Annotated in this window: 16 protein-coding genes and 2 pseudogenes; 8 read left to right on the top strand and 10 right to left on the bottom strand. The window is 69.4% G+C overall.

Annotation, left to right across the window (positions count from 1 at the left end; genetic code table 11):
• Positions 1–4 precede the first annotated feature (4 nt).
• Entirely contained in the window at positions 5–613 is a 609-nt protein-coding gene (locus tag ABD844_RS49365; protein WP_344895909.1) for a TetR/AcrR family transcriptional regulator, read from the bottom strand.
• 101 nt (positions 614–714) lie between these two features.
• Between ABD844_RS49365 and ABD844_RS49370 the strand changes: the two genes are divergently transcribed.
• Positions 715–1,623 carry an oxidoreductase gene (locus ABD844_RS49370; RefSeq protein ID WP_344895912.1) on the top strand — a complete coding sequence of 303 codons (909 nt, stop codon included), beginning with the start codon at positions 715–717 and terminating at the stop codon, positions 1,621–1,623.
• Positions 1,624–1,717: 94 nt separating this feature from the next.
• Here ABD844_RS49370 and ABD844_RS49375 read toward each other — a convergent pair whose 3' ends face one another.
• Positions 1,718–2,398, bottom strand: coding sequence for a class I SAM-dependent methyltransferase (locus tag ABD844_RS49375; protein WP_344895915.1), 681 nt, complete (start codon positions 2,396–2,398; stop codon positions 1,718–1,720).
• A 49-nt stretch (positions 2,399–2,447) separates the two neighbouring features.
• Here ABD844_RS49375 and ABD844_RS49380 point away from each other — a divergent pair, with 49 nt between their 5' ends.
• Both ABD844_RS49380 and ABD844_RS49385 read left to right on the top strand, forming a co-directional pair.
• Positions 2,448–3,086, top strand: coding sequence for a TetR/AcrR family transcriptional regulator (locus ABD844_RS49380; RefSeq protein ID WP_344895918.1), 639 nt, complete (start codon positions 2,448–2,450; stop codon positions 3,084–3,086).
• A gap of 86 nt (positions 3,087–3,172) precedes the next feature.
• Positions 3,173–3,725: pseudogene (locus tag ABD844_RS49385) on the top strand (P-type ATPase actuator domain-containing protein); the annotation flags it as partial.
• A 143-nt stretch (positions 3,726–3,868) separates the two neighbouring features.
• On the opposite strand, the gene ABD844_RS49390 reads toward ABD844_RS49385, so the two are convergent.
• Complete coding sequence (locus tag ABD844_RS49390; protein ID WP_344896052.1) at positions 3,869–4,180, bottom strand: hypothetical protein; 312 nt, start codon at positions 4,178–4,180, stop codon at positions 3,869–3,871.
• A 208-nt stretch (positions 4,181–4,388) separates the two neighbouring features.
• Complete coding sequence (locus ABD844_RS49395) at positions 4,389–4,934, bottom strand: TetR/AcrR family transcriptional regulator (RefSeq protein WP_344895921.1); 546 nt, start codon at positions 4,932–4,934, stop codon at positions 4,389–4,391.
• Positions 4,935–5,024: 90 nt separating this feature from the next.
• Between ABD844_RS49395 and ABD844_RS49400 the strand changes: the two genes are divergently transcribed.
• Positions 5,025–5,840 (top strand): SDR family NAD(P)-dependent oxidoreductase, encoded by an 816-nt coding sequence (locus ABD844_RS49400; RefSeq protein WP_344895924.1) that lies wholly within the window; start codon positions 5,025–5,027, stop codon positions 5,838–5,840.
• A 241-nt stretch (positions 5,841–6,081) separates the two neighbouring features.
• Here the strand turns inward: ABD844_RS49400 and ABD844_RS49405 are convergent, their stop codons facing one another.
• Positions 6,082–6,630 (bottom strand): TetR/AcrR family transcriptional regulator, encoded by a 549-nt coding sequence (locus ABD844_RS49405; protein ID WP_344895927.1) that lies wholly within the window; start codon positions 6,628–6,630, stop codon positions 6,082–6,084.
• 113 nt (positions 6,631–6,743) lie between these two features.
• Between ABD844_RS49405 and ABD844_RS49410 the strand changes: the two genes are divergently transcribed.
• The 3 genes from ABD844_RS49410 to ABD844_RS49420 all read left to right on the top strand — a co-directional run bounded on the left by ABD844_RS49410 (position 6,744) and on the right by ABD844_RS49420 (position 10,692).
• Positions 6,744–7,724, top strand: coding sequence for an NADP-dependent oxidoreductase (locus ABD844_RS49410; RefSeq protein ID WP_344895930.1), 981 nt, complete (start codon positions 6,744–6,746; stop codon positions 7,722–7,724).
• Positions 7,721–8,671, top strand: a complete 951-nt coding sequence (locus ABD844_RS49415; RefSeq protein ID WP_344895933.1) for an NADP-dependent oxidoreductase — start codon at positions 7,721–7,723, stop codon at positions 8,669–8,671. Before ABD844_RS49410 ends, ABD844_RS49415 begins: the two co-directional genes overlap by 4 nt.
• A 1,616-nt stretch (positions 8,672–10,287) precedes the next feature.
• Positions 10,288–10,692 carry a hypothetical protein gene (locus tag ABD844_RS49420; RefSeq protein ID WP_344895936.1) on the top strand — a complete coding sequence of 135 codons (405 nt, stop codon included), beginning with the start codon at positions 10,288–10,290 and terminating at the stop codon, positions 10,690–10,692.
• 39 nt (positions 10,693–10,731) lie between these two features.
• On the opposite strand, the pseudogene ABD844_RS49425 reads toward ABD844_RS49420, so the two are convergent.
• The 3 genes and pseudogenes from ABD844_RS49425 to ABD844_RS49435 all read right to left on the bottom strand — a co-directional run.
• Positions 10,732–11,058, bottom strand: a pseudogene (locus ABD844_RS49425) (peptidase inhibitor family I36 protein); the annotation flags it as partial.
• Positions 11,059–11,154: 96 nt separating this feature from the next.
• On the bottom strand, positions 11,155–11,526 hold the full coding sequence (locus ABD844_RS49430) for a hypothetical protein (protein WP_344895939.1): 372 nt from the start codon (positions 11,524–11,526) through the stop codon (positions 11,155–11,157).
• 8 nt (positions 11,527–11,534) lie between these two features.
• Entirely contained in the window at positions 11,535–12,284 is a 750-nt protein-coding gene (locus tag ABD844_RS49435; protein WP_425568794.1) for an SDR family oxidoreductase, read from the bottom strand.
• A gap of 132 nt (positions 12,285–12,416) precedes the next feature.
• Here ABD844_RS49435 and ABD844_RS49440 point away from each other — a divergent pair, with 132 nt between their 5' ends.
• Positions 12,417–13,250 (top strand): helix-turn-helix domain-containing protein, encoded by an 834-nt coding sequence (locus ABD844_RS49440; RefSeq protein ID WP_344895946.1) that lies wholly within the window; start codon positions 12,417–12,419, stop codon positions 13,248–13,250.
• Positions 13,251–13,412: 162 nt separating this feature from the next.
• On the opposite strand, the gene ABD844_RS49445 is transcribed toward ABD844_RS49440, so the two are convergent.
• The gene (locus ABD844_RS49445) at positions 13,413–14,498 is read right to left on the bottom strand and encodes an amidohydrolase family protein (protein WP_344895949.1); all 1,086 of its coding nucleotides are present in this window, start codon (positions 14,496–14,498) and stop codon (positions 13,413–13,415) included.
• A 34-nt stretch (positions 14,499–14,532) separates the two neighbouring features.
• Entirely contained in the window at positions 14,533–15,720 is a 1,188-nt protein-coding gene (locus tag ABD844_RS49450) for an MFS transporter (RefSeq protein WP_344895952.1), read from the bottom strand.
• Positions 15,721–15,807 lie beyond the last annotated feature (87 nt).

Consider the following 15,807-nt stretch of genomic DNA (forward strand, 5'->3'; position numbering starts at 1 on the left):
CCGGTCAGGCCGGCCCGTCCGGTGCGCACCCCCGGAGGATGAACGCGATCACCTCGTCCAGTCCGTGTTCCACGGTCTCCGGAGCGAGCATGCCGGTCGCGGCCAAGTTGGCGAATCCGTGAACCGTCGCGAAGACCGGCACGCAGATGCGCTCATGGGACCCCTCGCGCACCTCGCCCTGACGCTGCCCCTCCGCCACCAGCCGCTCGATGAGCTCGGACCACCGCCCGGCGGCCTCCAGCAGGGCCTTGGACGCCTGCGGGTCGTGCTTGATCGAGCACATCAGGTTGAGCAGTTCGGCGTTGTCCAGGCAGAAGCCCACATACGCGCGGACCATCGCCTCCAGCCGCTTGCGGCACGACTCCCCCGCGTCGACCTGCGACGCCACCATGGCCTCGGTCATCCGTTCGTAGCCGACCAGCGCGAGCGCGTCCAGCAGCGCCTGCTTGTCCGCGAAGTGGCGGCTCGGCGCGGTATGGCTGACACCGAGGTCGCGGGCGAGTTCGCGCAGCGACAGGGCGGCGGACCCCTTCTCCCGGAGCGTCTCTTCCGCGCGGGCCAGCAGGGCGGCGGGCAGATCTCCGTGGTGATAGCGGCGTGGGCGAGTCTGCATGGGGGTCAGTGTACCAGTCATGTGGGTGTCGCCAACATTGTTGACGATGTCATCATTGTTGTCATTGACACCATTGTTGGCATCGCCCACAATTGGCGTCCATGACTACCGCACCCAGCACCGCACCCGGCAAGTGGACCATCACCGATATTCCTGACCAGAACGGTCGCACTGCCGTCGTTACCGGCGCCAACAGCGGTCTAGGCATCGCCACCGTCGAGGCGCTGGCCGCCGCGGGCGCCCATGTGGTGCTCGCGGTACGCGACCCCGAGCGCGGCGAGGCCGCCGCCGCGGGCGTGCCCGGCAGTGTGGAGGTACGCCGGCTCGACCTGGCCGACCTCGCCTCCGTGCGTGAGTTCGCCGCCGCCTGGCGGGGCGACCTGGACCTGCTCGTCAACAACGCCGGCGTCATGAACACCCCGGAGTCCAGCACCAAGGACGGCTTCGAGCTGCAGTTCGGGACCAACCACCTGGGCCACTTCGCCCTGACCAACCTGCTGCTGCCGCACATCACCGACCGGGTGGTGACCGTGTCGTCCGAGGCGCACAAGAAGCCGGGCACCCCGCACATCAACTTCGACAACCTCAACCTCACCGGCGAGTACACGCCACGGAAGGCATACAGCCAGTCCAAGCTGGCCAACCTGCTGTTCACGCTGGAACTCCAGCGCCGCCTCGCCGCAGCACACTCGCCCGTGCGCGCCCTGGCCGCGCACCCCGGCTGGGCCACCACGAACCTGCAGCGCCACGACGGCAGCGCGCTGAACCGCATCGTCATGCGGGCCGTGGCCCAGGACAACAAGGCCGGCGCACTGCCGACCCTGTACGCCGCCGTCCAGGACCTCCCCGGCGCCAGCTACGTCGGCCCGGACGGCTTCGGCGAGGTGCGCGGTGCCCCGACCCTGGTCGGCCGCTCCCCGGCGGCCAGCGACCCGGCCACGGCCCGGCGCCTGTGGACGGTCTCCGAGGAGCTGACCGGAGTCACCTTCCCGCAGCCGACCGGAGCGTGAGGCCAAGAGCCACAACCAGCAGGTGGCCGGCCTCGGCCGCTACGTCCGGCTCGGCGAGGAGACCTCCGCCGTCTTCAGCTACATGACCGACTCTCTAGGCGTCGCGGCGCAGCGTGAACCAGAAGGTCGGCACCGAGTTGGTGCCCGGTGTGACGTCGAGTAGTTCCCAGCCGGCGAACCTGGCGCGGAGTTCGTCGGCTGTGACACCCGCCGCCCACGACGTGACCTCCGGGATCGGATTGCCGACCGGCTCGGGGCCGTACCCGAACATCAGCAACCGTGCTCCGGGAGCAGCACGGTGGGTGAGCCCGGCGGCGTAGGCGTCGCGGCGGTGCAGCGGGATGCCGCAGTAGCAGCTCAGGTCGAAGAACAGGTCGAACGGACCGGGCACGTCCAGCTCGTCGAGACGGGTGGCGTCCCCGTGCAGCAGCCGTACCGCCGCTCCCGCCTCCGCGGCCTTCTCCCTGGCCTGGTCGACGGCGCGGTCGATCAGGTCGACGGCCGCCACCTCCCAGCCGTGCCGTGCGAGGTAGATGGCGTTGGTCCCCGTGCCGCAGCCGAGTTCGAGGGCGCGGCCGGGCGGTAGCGCGTCGTGCCCCTCAACCAGGGCGACCAACTCGGGCGGCGTCACGCCGGTGTCCCACGGCGGCTTGCCGGCGCGGTAGTAGCCCTGCAGTGCGCGGTGGACGGACTCCTCCTCCTGGTCTCGCTGCGTTGAGGTCAGGTCCGGGTCCGGCTTCTGGGTGGGGTTGAGCTGGGTCATCGTCTTCTCCAAGAATCTATAGTTGAACTCTAGTGACAAACTCTAGAGTTATACTCGCAACATGGACAAAGTCAAGCGGCCGGACAAGCGAGCCGAACGCTCACGTCGCACCCGTGAAAGGGTCGTCGAGGCGGCTCGCGAACTGTTCATCGCGCATGGTTACGGGGCGACGAGCCTGCAGGAGGTCGCGGACCGGGCAGGCGTGGCCGTCCAGACGGTCTACTTCGTCTTCCGCAACAAGCGCACGCTGTTCAAGGACGTCATCGACACGTCCATCGCCGGGGACACCGAGCCTGTCGCCACCATGGATCGTGAGTGGTTTCGCGCCGCGTGCGCCGAGCCCACCGCGGCAGGGCAACTGCGCGCGCACGTCCGCGGCACCCGCGAGATCCTGGGCCGGGTCGCCCCGATCATGCCACTGATCGCCGCTGCCGCGGCCACAGACCCCGAGATCGCCGCGCAGTGGCCGGACGGCCCCGATCCGCGTTACATCGTGCAGCACGCAGCGGCCGAAGCCCTGGCCGGCAAGCCCGACGCCCGTCCCGGCCTCTCCGTCGAGATGGCGGCGGACCTGCTGTTCGGCCTGCTCAGCCCGCAGCTCTACCTGATCTTCGTCCGCGACCGCGACTGGTCACCGGACACGTGGGAAGCATGGGCACGCAACGCCCTGACCTCCCAACTCTGCGCCGACCCCGGCTAGGCGAACGGACGTCACGATCGTCCTCCAGCCCGCAATGCTGGTGGCCAACCACCTGGCCGGCCTCCTGCGGACCGGGTCGGACCAACCTGGCCAAGGGCAGGATCGGCGTCGGCACGCTGATGACGATCGCCGCCGTCGGCGTGGTCATCCTCGGGGAGGTCGCCATGCTCGCCTTCCTGTACTCCATCAGCGAGGGCCTGGAGGAGTACGCGCTCCTTCGCACCCGGCGCGGGCTGCGCGCCCTGCTCGCGCTCGACCCGAGACTCCCACCATGCGGCGCGGCGGCACCCAGGTCACCGTGGACCCGGCCGAGCCGGCCATAGGCGATCTGCTGCTCGTGCGACCCGGTGAGCGCGTAGCCACCGACGGCCTGATCCGCACCGGCCGCACCACCCTGGACGTCTCGTCGAGGCCGAACAGTCCCGCAAGGGCGCAGCCCAGCGCCTGGCCGACCGCATCGCCAAACCGCTGGTGCCCGGCATCATGATCCTCGCCGCCGTGATCGCGCTCATCGGCTCGATCACAGGCGATCCGCTGACCTGGATCGAACGAGCCCTGGTCGTGCTCGTGGCCGCCTCCCCGTACGCGCCGGCCATCAGCGTGCCGGTCACCGTGGACACCGCCATCGGCGCCGCCGCGCTCGTCCTGGCCGGCCTGCGCCCCCAGCCGGCCGCAGTCAGCGGTCGCCGTCTCGACGTCCCCGTCCTGCGGTCCGTCGCGCAGTTCAGCGGCCAGGACCGCCGCTCGTGCCCGAGTGGCAGCGTCCTCCGCGCCGGCCGCGATCACTTCAACAGCCTCGGTCTGAACCCGCTTGTCGACCGGGACATAGTGGCGGTCGTGGGTGTCCTGACTGTTCTGGCCCGGCAGTGCGGGCGTCGCCAGTACGCGCTCAGGAATCCGTCGGTGCAGTCGGCGGCCACCGAGACCGGGGCGACGCTCACCCGTGCGCCGTCGTGCCGGAACCAGGTCTGGACCACGTCGAGAGAGGCGAGTCCGGCGTCGGCTCCGGCGATCTCCTGGAGGTATTCCTCGACCAGCCAGAGTCGTGCGGTGTCGGTGAAGTCCCAGGTGGGGACGATCTGCCGGCCGGACACTCGGCGCAACTCAGTGAGGCGGCCCTCCCCTACCCCGAACAGTTCACCTACCTGCTCCAGTTCACTCCGAACGTGCTGGCCGCGATCGACTTCCAGGGCAGGCCGGGCACGACCAACACCCCGTTGGCGACTGGGAACAGGTGGGAGGGCAGCGGGGCGCTGACGCCCCCGTGGACGCCGTTCGGCACTCCCGGGGGCGAGCCGCCGGTCACGGCGTGGTCAGGCGGCGGATCGCCTCCACGACCGTGGCCCGCTGGGTGGCCGCGTCCGCGTAGGAGGGCCGACCCAGCGCGCCGTAGGTGCTCGGCCATGCCTGCACGATCGACATGATGAACATCAGCAGCGCCACCGGGTCGAGCGCGCCGTCATGGGCCCGAGCCTCCGCCAGCGCCGCCAGTTTCCGGGCGGTGGAGCGCTGCTCTGCCTCGGTGGACGGCGAGCCCTCCAGGATGCGCCACAGGGCGAGCCGGTGCCGCTCGGGGTGGTCGACCAGGTAGTCGAAGAGGCGGCCGGCGTATCCGGGCAGGTCGTCGGTCGTGAGCGGGACCGCCTCGACGAGTCGGTCGAGAGAGTGCTCCAGCACGGTGGCGTGCAACTGCTCCTTGTTGCCGTAGTACGCGTAGATCATCCGCTTGTTGACCCCGGCACGCTCGGCGATGCGGTCGATCCGCGCCCCGGCCACGCCGTGGGCGGCGAACTCGGCGGTCGCCGCACTCAGGAGCTTTTCCTTGGTCTTGTCCGCGTCGCGCGCCATGGCGTCCAGGATAGTTAAATAACCAGTTATTGACAAATCGGAAAAGCGAGCGTAGACGTATAACCATCTAGTTACTTAGCGGAGGTCACGATGGCATCCAAGACCTGGCTCATCACGGGAGCCTCACGGGGGTTCGGCCGCGTGTGGACGACGGCGGCCCTGGAACGCGGCGACTCGGTGGCCGCGACCGCTCGCGACGTGCGTACGCTCGACCCGCTCGTAGAGACATGGGGCGACGCCGTCCTGCCGATCGAGCTCGACGTCACCGACCGCGCCGCGGCCTTCGCCGCCGTCGCCAGGGCGCACGACCGGTTCGGCTCACTCGACGTGGTCGTCAACAACGCCGGCTATGGGCTGTTCGGCATGGTCGAGGAGGTGACCGAGGAGCAGGCGCGGCAGCAGCTCGACACGAACCTGATCGGACCGCTCTGGGTGACGCAGGCGGCGCTGCCCGTGCTGCGCGAGCAGGGGCACGGGCACATCATCCAGGTGTCGTCGGTCGGCGGCGTGTTCGCGCTCCCCGGTCTCGGGCTGTACCACGCGTCGAAGTGGGGCCTGGAGGGCATGACGTCCAGCCTGGCGATGGAGGTCAGGTCGTTCGGGATCAAGGTGACTTTGGTCGAACCGGCCGGGTTCGCCACCGACTGGCAGGGCTCCTCGGCCGTACGGGCCGCGCCGCTGCCGGCGTACGAGGAGTTCCGCGCCAATCTGCCGATCAGCGCCTCGACCCGCCGCGGCGACCCCGAGGCGACCGGCGCGGCGATCCTGGAGATCGTCGACGCGGAGGAGCCGCCGCTGCGCGTCTTCTTCGGCGACCAGCCGCTGCCCCTGCTGCGCGCGGAGTACGCGCGGCGCGTCGCCGAGTGGGAGGCATGGGATGACCTCTCCCGTAGAGCCTTCGCCTGAGACCCGATCCCCGACCGGCTACTGGGTACCCGCGCCTGAGACCCGGCTCACGAGGCCGCGGGGGTCTCGGAGCGAACTGTGCCGGCCGAGTGGCCAGTACCAGGTCACTCCTTGATCAATGGCCAGATCGGATGTACCTGACACCCGCCTCGCGACAGAGCTCACGCACCTGGAGTTGGTCAACGGACGTTGTGAGCCCCTGCGCCAGGCGCACGAGTCCGAGCAGGCCCGCCGACCGGCTTCATGCTCTGTCGTTGCCGGCCTCGGCGATGAGCGCCGAGGCCAGCCCGGCTGTCTGGGTGGCGATCTCTCGCGCCGGGATCTGCCTGCCGGTGTCCAGCCACCAGATGATGGCCTGGAGGAACATGCCTCCCAGAAGTGTGGGGACCAGGTCGCCGGGTGCCTGGGGCAGGTGCTGGGCGGTCATGTCGGCGAGGGTGGCCTGCATCCTGCGGGTGAACCAGGTGCTGCCGTTGCTGCCCAGCAGCGCGCCGTAGAGGCGGTGGTAGTGGTCGATGTGCTCGAAGAAGCCGATCCATCGTTCCAGCGCCGGCGTGCCGGGGTGGTCGGTCATGGTGCCGAGCAGTTCGCCCATGGCCTCGTCGAAGATCTGCTCCACGAGCTGGTACTTGTCGCGGTAGTTGCGGTAGAAGGCGGCCCTGCTCACCATGGCCCGCTCGGTGATCTGCCCGACCGTGAGCCGCTCGAAGCCGTGCTCCTCGATGAGCTCGACCAGGGCCTGCCTGAGCAGCGTGCGGGTGCGCCGGACCCGGACGTTCTCCCGAGACACTTCGAGCCTCCTGTCCAGTTCGAGACGGAACACTGGTAATGAGACTGGTCGGTCTGCACCAGTACAGACAGTATGCCCGGTGAGAGACAGTCTGTCTGTCTGGAAGGATGCTCATGAAAGCTCTCGTCGTCCCCGGGTACGGCACGCCCGACTCGTTCGCCATCGGGGACCTCCCGATTCCCGAACCCGGTCCGGGGCAGTTGCAAGTCCGGGTGGCCGCTGTCTCGCTCAACCCCGCCGACCTGCTGATGACCGCAGGCACGGTACGCGAGATGGTCCCGCTGGACTTCCCGTTCGTCCCCGGTACCGACGTTGCCGGCACGGTGACCAGGCTCGGCCCCGGCACGCAGGGGTTCGAGGTGGGCGAGGAGGTGTTCGGCTTCGGCGCGCCGCCTTCGTTCGCCGCCGGCGTCGGCATCCCCGCCGTCACCTCCGGCGCGCTGGCCGAGTACGCGACCTTTCAGGCCGGGCCGTACCTGGCGAAACGGCCGCCGAAGCTGAGCGCGGTCACCGCGGCCGCGCTGCCCAGCACCGGCATGACCGGGCTCGCCGTGCTCGATCGCGGAGGGTTCCAGCCGCGCGAGACGGTCCTGGTGATCGGCGCGCCCGGCGGCATAGGCAGCGTCGTCGTGCCGTTGCTGGCCAGGCAGTGCACCGTCATCGCCAGCGGCACAGAGCCCGACCGGGACTACGTGCGGGGCCTGGGCGCCGCCGACATGATCGACTACCGCGAGAGCGACCTGATCGAGGAAGTACTGCGGCGCCACCCCGAAGGCGTGGACGCGGTGGTGAACCTCGCGCTGACGGGCGAGGCGGTGATCGCGGCAACCCGGATGCTGCGCCGCGGCGGACGGCTGCTCAGCACCACCCCGGGTACGCCCACCCACCCGGCGGTCACCACGGTGATGGGCACCACCGATCTCCGGCCCGACACCATGAACGCCCTGGCCGCCCACGTGCTCGACGGCACCCTGCCCGAGCCCGCGACCAGAACGTATGCCTTGAGTGACGCGGCGCGCGCCTACCAGGACCTGGCACAAGAGCACACCCGCGGCAAGCTCGTCGTCATCGTGGACCCGGAGGCCGCCCGATGAGCATGCGCGCGGTGGAATACGACAGGTACGGCGGGCCGGAGGAACTGAGCGTGCGGACCGTCGCCCGGCCGGAGCCGCGCGCCGGACAGGTGCTCATCCGTGTCCACGGCACCAGCGTCAACCCCGTCGACGTCACGATCCGCTCCGGAGAGATGAAGCTGATGGCGGGCCGCCGCTTCCCCAAGCGGACCGGCCTGGACTACGCCGGGGAGGTGACCGCTCTCGGGCCAGGGGTCACCGACGTGAAGATCGGGCAGCGCGTGTGGGGTTTCCTCGGCGACGTCTCCGGCCGTACCGGCGCCGCCGCCGAGTACGTCGCGGTCAAGACCTCTGCTCTCGGGCCCGCGCCGGCCCGGGTGGATCTCACGCTGGCCGCCGCGCTGCCCAGCGTCGGGGTGACCGCGTTGCGCGCGCTGCGTGACGTGCTCCGGCTCGCCTCCGGCGAGGAACTGCTGGTGGTCGGCGCGAGCGGCGGCGTAGGCAGCACGGCGATCCAGATCGGCCTCGCCATGGGCGCCAGAGTCACTGCCGTCGCCAGCGCGGCCAACCACGGCCTCTGCCGCGAGCTCGGGGCCGCCCACACGCTCGATTACCGCAATCCGAACGCGATCGCCGGATCCTTCGACGTCGTTCTCGACTGCCACGGCACCGACCTCGGCCGCTACCGGGCCCTGCTACGCCGGGGCGGCCGGATGATGACCACCGCCAGCAGCGGCATGGGATACGCCATACGCTCAATCGTCACGCCGGGGCCGCGCGTACGGGTGATGATGGCACGCTCGCGGCGGGCCGACCTCACCGCGCTGGCCGGATACGTCGACCGACAAGCCGTCCAGCCGATCGTCGAGGAGACCTATCCACTCGAAGACATCGGCCAGGCCCACAAGCTGACCGGGACCGGACACGCACGAGGCAAACGAGTGATTGCCGTGCTGACCAGTCCTTAACCACGGCTCTTGGGGCGCCGATGGTCCTGGCGGGGACGGCGAACCCGCCGAGGTCCGCGGACTCCCATCGGGTGAGCGACCAAGGGACGTCGTGGACACCGCTCACCGCGAGCGTCGGCGTGGTCAAGGAGGGCAGGGAGCCGCGGGTGTCGAACGGCCGTGGTTCCCCGCCGCGTTGCGGATCGCCCCATGCCCGCAGGCCCGCCCCTACCGCCGCGAGGCCCGGATCCCACGGGTCGGCGAAACAGAGGAGCAGGATCCGGCGCAGGCAGTCGGTGTAGTCGGCATCCGTACCGGCGGCGAGCGCGGCCGTTGACACCGCCGGGATCTCCGCGGCTTCCGTCCGGTCCGGGCGCCGCTCGGGGAAGCGGCGTACGTTGTCCACCGCCGCCTGCCAGAACTCCACGCACACCGGCCCACTGCCCGCGACGTGGTAACCACTGCGCCGCGCCCTCGACCTCGATCACATGGTCGCCCGGCGCGAGCCGGGCGACATCCGGGGTGTCGTGTTTCTCCTTCATGCCGGTCCAGATGCGCGGCGAGTAGAAAAGTTCGCCCGTCCGCACACCGAGCTCAGGCCGGGCCCGCCACGTAGACGTCGCCGTTCGCCACGGTGATTTCGGCCCTGGGGCCGCATCGGACGTGCCGGGGAGCGGTGCCCTGGAGCAGGTGGCTAGCGCTTGGCGGCGCAGAGGGCGGTTGCCGGGCTGCCGCACGGCGTACCCCTTGGGGTGGCGTCCGCGGATCGTCATGGCGGCGATGGTCGCCGGCCTGCTGATCACGCTCACCCTGCGGCGCTCCACCCGCCAGGCCGCCGTCCCCGCAGAACGCGAGAAGTCCCCCGCGGTGCCATGAGGAGGCGGGCTCGCAGTCATGGTCCTGCACCGTCTCACCGCCGTAGGCCCAGCGGGGCCGGCGCCGGTCAAGCCCGAGCGGCGGCGAGCCGCTTGAGGCGAAGCCAGTGGTCGTCGAGCGAACCAGATGCCGTGACCGGCCGCGCGGGCACAAGTCCATCACGTCGATGAGCAGGCAGAATGGTGAAAGGCTCGGACGAAGCCAATCAGGTGGCAGACACGAATTTCCATTACCCGTTGAGGGTGGGGCCATCCCCCAATGTGGCCGTGACCTCCTCGCCGGACTCATTGTCGAGGAAGCCAAGCGCGGCCGACCCGAGCCAACTGGGCTCCCCGGACGACGACTTCAACCACTGCCGGCTGGTCCAGTCCTCGCACGAACCGGTGTTGACCTGGAAGCGGGTGCCAAAGCTGCCGTCTATCTCGCTGGATGTCCGACGGAGGCACGCGCCGGTCCATCGGTTGGCCGGCATTCCGGTACCCCGCGTTCCAGGAACTGTTGATCCAGTGCCACTGCTGGGACTTCTCGGTGCTGTCACAAGGCCGGGCGCGGACGACGTCGGTCTTCTGAAAGCACTTCAACACCAGCACCAGCGCGAAGCACGACTCCGGGCTGCTGGTGCGCTTTCGGCCCGGTCCACCTCTTCCAGCGAGGGCGTGAAGAACACGCGCCGTACCCGTGCCGACGTCAGCCGCTTGAACTGCGGATAGGCGAGCTGAGTACGGATAAACATGCAGAGGGGCGTGCCCGATAATCGCCTGGTGAGCTGGGTGGCGAACGTCATGGTGTCGGTTGATGCGGTGGACCGGCCCAACGTTGAGGCGTTGAGCGAGTGGTTGCGGGCCGAGGCTCCGCGGCGGGACCGGCCAGGAAAGGGATGTGGGTTCCTGACCGAGACGACTGGCCAGGATTCGCTGTGGGGTGGTGGGAAGTTCCCCGAGTGCACCGTGTGGGCCGGGGTGCTCAACAACGCTGATCTGCCCGCGGTTCTTGATCGGGTTCAGGGCATCGCCTGGCGATGCCCAAACGCCGTCCAGGTGTTCTTGATGGATCAAGAGGAGTCGTTCTTTCGGGTGTGGATGCTGCGGGACGGTACGCTGCAGCAGTATGCGCCCACGCGCCCCGACGAGGAGGATGAGGACTTCTTCCCCGGCGACTACGGGTGATTTCGGCCGAGAAGCAGCCTGACCGCTCAGATTCCGCTGTCAGGGCACGTAAATCGAGCTCGCCTCGTTGTCGCCGATGGGGTCGTTTGACAGTTTGCCGTCGTCCCATTCAGAGCCCGGAAGGAACGCGTCAGGGGAACCGGACCATCCGGTGTTCTGGTAGAGGATGACGGTCTTACCGGTTCTGTTTCGGATCGAGCTGGTCTCGTCGTTCATGCCGTCGCCGCTGTCATTGCCCCCGTGGTCCCGCCAGTTGAAATCCTTGAAGTTGCTCTTGCTCTCCCGGAAGTTTCGCCAGTGGTCGCCGGAGACGCCCTTGTCTCTGTTGAAGTCCTCGTTCTCGTAGAGGCAGACCCAGCCGCCACTGCATTTGTAGCTATCTCGTTATGCTGGTCGCATTACGATGGCACCCGCTGCGCGAGGACGTTGTGACAAGGAATCCGGATGCTGGACGGCCTTTGCCTACGTCCAGCGGCGGATCGCGTCGATCGTGGTCTCCGGCGAGGTGTTGAAGCAGAACCGGATGCCAGGTTCCGCCGCCACCAGTACGTTGATCAGCCGCTCGAACAGCTCGGTGTGCTCCGGCAGCACGCGCACCCCGGCTCCGATCATGGCCAGGCCGAAGGGACCTTCGGCGGACAGTCGCTCACGTACGGCTTCCTCGGCCACGACCGGATCGGCGCCGATGAGGCACGCCACGGTGTCCAGCCCCGCCGCATGCAGCGTTGCCTCACCCTGTTCGATACGGGCAGCCAGTGTCGCCTCGTCCAGGCCGGGATGATCGGAGAAGTCGATCGCGCTCGGGTGCAGGCCGATCGTCAAGATCTTGGTCATGTGGGCTCCTACCAGGGGACGGGTCCGTTGCGGTCGAAGAAGCCGCCCGTCGGCCCTTCGCGGTCCAACGTGGCCAACCGGACCACCGACTCGGCGGCCTCCGTGACGGTGTGCAGGCCGGTGTGCTGGTTCATGTCGGTCGCGGGGTTGCCCGGATCGGCGGCGTTGACCTTGAAGCCAGGCAATGCACGGGCGTACTGGGAGACGATCATGTTGAGTGCGGTCTTGGACGAGGCGTAGTCCAGGCTCAGGAAGCCGGACTCGGGGCGTGCGGGATCGCAGGCGTAGGTCAGGGATGCGAGTGCGCTGGAGACCATGACGATACGGGGATGGTCCGACTTGCGCAGGAGCGGCAGGAACGCGTGCGTGACCTGTACCGGGCCGAACACGTTGGCTTCGTACAAGACCCGCAGCCGGTCCGCGCCCATGACGGCGGGATCCAGCCGTTGGCCGCCGATTCCGGCGTTGTTGACGAGTACGTCAAGACGGCCGGCCCTCCCGGCCACCGTCTCGGCCGCCGCGGCAACGGAGTCGTCCGAGGTCACGTCAAGCTGGACGAACTCGACGCCGAGCGCGTCCGCCGCCCGCGTGCCGCGTTCGCGATCGCGGGCGGTCAGGAAGACCCGCCAGCCCCGCTCCGACAGACGGCGTACTGTCTCCCTGCCCAGCCCTTTGTTCGCCCCGGTGACCAGCGCCACCGTCTTTGTATCCGCCTCCGCGAGCTGTTCCGCGCCCGGTGCCGGTGTATTCGCCGGCATCGGCTCATCGCCGTTGGTGTCCGTTGTCATGGATCGATGGTCCAAGAACGGGCCCAGCCCTCACCAGGACCGCTTCGGCCTGGGACCGGCCGTACCACCCGCTTCAGGCGATCAGCGCGGCAGAATCGAGGGGTGAATCGTGCCGAACTCGCCGCAGTACTCCGCCAGGCCCGCTCCCGCCTGCGACCGCAGGATGTCGGCCTGCCGTCGGGCACCCGCCGCCAGGTGCGCGGCCTGCGCCGCGAGGAGGTGGCCATGCTCGCGGGGCTGAGCGTCGATTACGTCGTCCGGTTGGAGCAGGGACGCGGCGCACGGCCGTCCTCCCAGGTCATCGCGGCGCTGGCGCAGGCCTTGCGGTTCGACGACGACGATCGTGACCTGGTGTTCCGCCTGGCCGGTCACGAGCCGCCGCAGCCCGGGCACGTTGCCATGGTCGTACGGCCGAGCGTGTTGCGACTGCTGGACCGGATGGCGGATCTGCCAGTGCTGGTGCTGTCGGCCAAGGGCGACGTACTGGCCTGGAACCCGCTGGCCGCGGCGTTGCAGGGCGACATGACCGCCTGGCCCCGCCACCGACGCAACCTCATCTGGCAGCGCTTCCTCGGCAGCAGCCGCTGCCAGATCGCCGCGGACCCGCGCGAGGACGAGGCCGCCACCCGCGCCGCCGTCGGCACCCTGCGCGCCGCCCAGGCCCGCTATCCGCGTGATGCCGACCTCGCCCGGATGATCAGCGAGCTGCGCCGCGGCAGTCCCCGGTTCGAGGAGCTCTGGCAGGAGGGACGTTCCGCGGCCTGGCGTGCGGCGATCAAATCGATCCGCCATCCCCAGCTCGGAACGATCACGCTCGACTGCGACACCCTCCTGCTCCCCGATGCCGATCAGACCGTACTCGTGTACTCCGCCGAACCGGGAAGCCCTGAGGCCACAGCGCTCGACCTGCTCAGAGTGACCGGACTGCAGCAGTAGTGAGGGCAGATTCGGAGGCCGTGCACCGCGTCCAGCGCGTTCTTGGCGGCGGTGAGGGTGTCAGCACAGGGCTCGGTTGCCGTGCCGGGGGAACGGGCGCGGCGTCGCGAAGCCCGTGACTCCCTCCATTCGAAGCCGGTGGATGGAAGCGGTTCACGGTTGTCAGAGGGCGCGGTTCCGGCCGGCCGGGGTGTGCTCCACGCCGCCGCACCAGATGCGACGGATGTTCCGGGTAGCGCGTATGTCGGCGAGCGGGTCGCCGTCGATCAGGATCAGGTCGGCACGCAGCCCTGGCTCGACAGCACCGCGATCGGTCAGACCGAACGCCTCGGCCGCGAGCCGGGTGGCCGCCCGTAGTGCCTCAGCGGGGCGCAGGCCGACGTCGACGAGCAGTTCGAGTTCGTGGTGCAAGCTGGCTCCCGCTTCGGGCTGGAAAGGCACACCGGCCGTGTCGTTCGTGTCGGTGCCGGCCACGACCCGCACCCCGGCCTGGTGAAGCAGACCCACGCTGCGGTGGGCGCCGGCGAACCCCTCCGGCCGCCCGATCGTTGCCGCGATGCCTTCCATCATGGTCATGGTGGGAACCACGGTGCAGCCGGCCTCCGCGATCCGGGCCACGACCGGCAGGTCCAGCGCTGGACCGAGTGGGACGTGGGTGATGATGTCCGCGCCGGCATCGAGGGCCATGATGACGGCTGCCTGGGACACGGCGTGCACCACGACCTGCTTGCCGTGGGCGTGTGCCGCGCGGGCCAGGGCTGTCACGGTTTCCTGGTCCGGGCCGCCTTCACCCGGATCGGCCACAATCTTGATGTAGTCACTGCCTTCGGCCAGCCGCGCGGCGACGAACGGCTCGGCCTGGTCCGGGCCGGTGACGATGGCGTCGGCCGGCATCGTCGGGATACGCGAGTGCAGGCCGCCTGGGCCGATGGCGGGGGTGCCCGCGCTTCGCACGTCGCTCCCGCCCTGTACGCCGCGCAGCGTGGTCAATCGCCGCGCCGGCCAGGTCGCCATGTCCAGCCCTGTGGTGACCCCGTACGAGCAGAGTTTCTCCCGTGTGTTCTCGCCGCTGAGGTGAATGTGCGCATCGATCAGGCCGGGCAGTATCACGCCGCCGTCAGCGTCGATGACCTCGGCGTCGTCGGCGTCGGTGCCGATCACGTCGCCGGCGATGACGACCGTACGCGGCTCGGACAGCCCATGTCCGTCGAAGACCCGCACACCGGTGATGGCAAGTCGATCAGTCACAACCTCTCCCGCTTTCTTCCTGGGCCTGAGCTGGTCAGCTTCGGGTATGTCTGTTACGGGCATCGTCGGCGCCGGCCGCGCCGCTGTCCGGCCGGATGCGCATCGACCACCACAGTGCGGGCAGCGCCAGAAGCCCGGTGATGAACGCGGCGTAGCCGATGCCGGTACGACCGCCCAGGCTGTAGCCGATGGCACCGACGAGTCCGCCCGCGCTGATGCCGAGATAGATGGCGCTCTGGTGCAGGCCGAGCACGATGGGCGCCACCTCTGGCGCCGCCGCCGCGACGCGTAGCTGCTGCGGGACGTTGACCATCCAATGCAGCATCGCCCAGGCACCGACGCCCAGCAGCACGAGCGGCATGGAGACCGCCACCGACGGGACCACCAGGACCGCGACAGTGAGGCAGGGGGCGACCACCGCGATCGTACGACCCGGACCGTACCGATCCGCCAGCCGTCCGGCGAGCAGGTTGCCTGCCATCGCCCCGGCCCCGAAGCAGAGCAACGTCAGAAACTGGCGGTCCGGGTCGCCTCCGGTGGCCGGCAGCAGCACCTCGTCGATGAAGTTGTACACCGTCCAGCTCGCGGTCAGGCAGAGCCAGGTCGCCAGCAGGGTGGCGAGCACCCGCCGATCTCGCAGCGGCGCCACCCGATTCCTGAGTGCGACCGCGGGCGACCCGTCGAGCGCTGGTAGCGACAGGGTTCCGGCCATGGGCAGCGTCACGAGGAGTGCGAGCAGGCCGAGCACCAGTCGCCAACTCGTCGCGCCACCCAGCCACGCCCCGATCGGAAGGCCGAGGACGATGGCCGTCGTCAGGCCGCCCACCACGACTGCCACAGCGCGTCCTTGCCGGTCTCCTGTGACCAGGCGACGGGTGACGGCGAGTGCGTTGGCGGTGTAGACGCCGGCGCCCACACCGGCGATCACACGCGCGGCGGCCGCACCGGGAAAGTCCATCGCGACCGCGGTCAGGGCGTTGCCCACGCCGAACACGGCCAGCGCGACGAGCAGCACCTGCCGTGGCGGCCGGTGCCCGACCAGAGTGGTGAGCAATGGGCCGCCCAGCGCGTAGGCGAGCGCGTACACCACGATGAGCTGTCCGACGACGGCTCGGTCGGCGAGCAAGTCCGCGCCCATGTGGCCGAGCATGGGCGCGATGACGAACGTTGAGACCCCGACCGCGAAGTTACCGGAAGCGAGCGCGAACAGCTTCGCGTTCATGGGGCTCTTCTCCGCGACATGTACGGCCTTCCGTCAGGTAGTTGAAGATCTCAACCATGCCGCACAGGCTACTCGCACTAGTTGAAA

This window comes from Nonomuraea antimicrobica, from assembly GCF_039536965.1.
Taxonomy (GTDB): Bacteria; Actinomycetota; Actinomycetes; order Streptosporangiales; family Streptosporangiaceae; genus Nonomuraea; species Nonomuraea antimicrobica.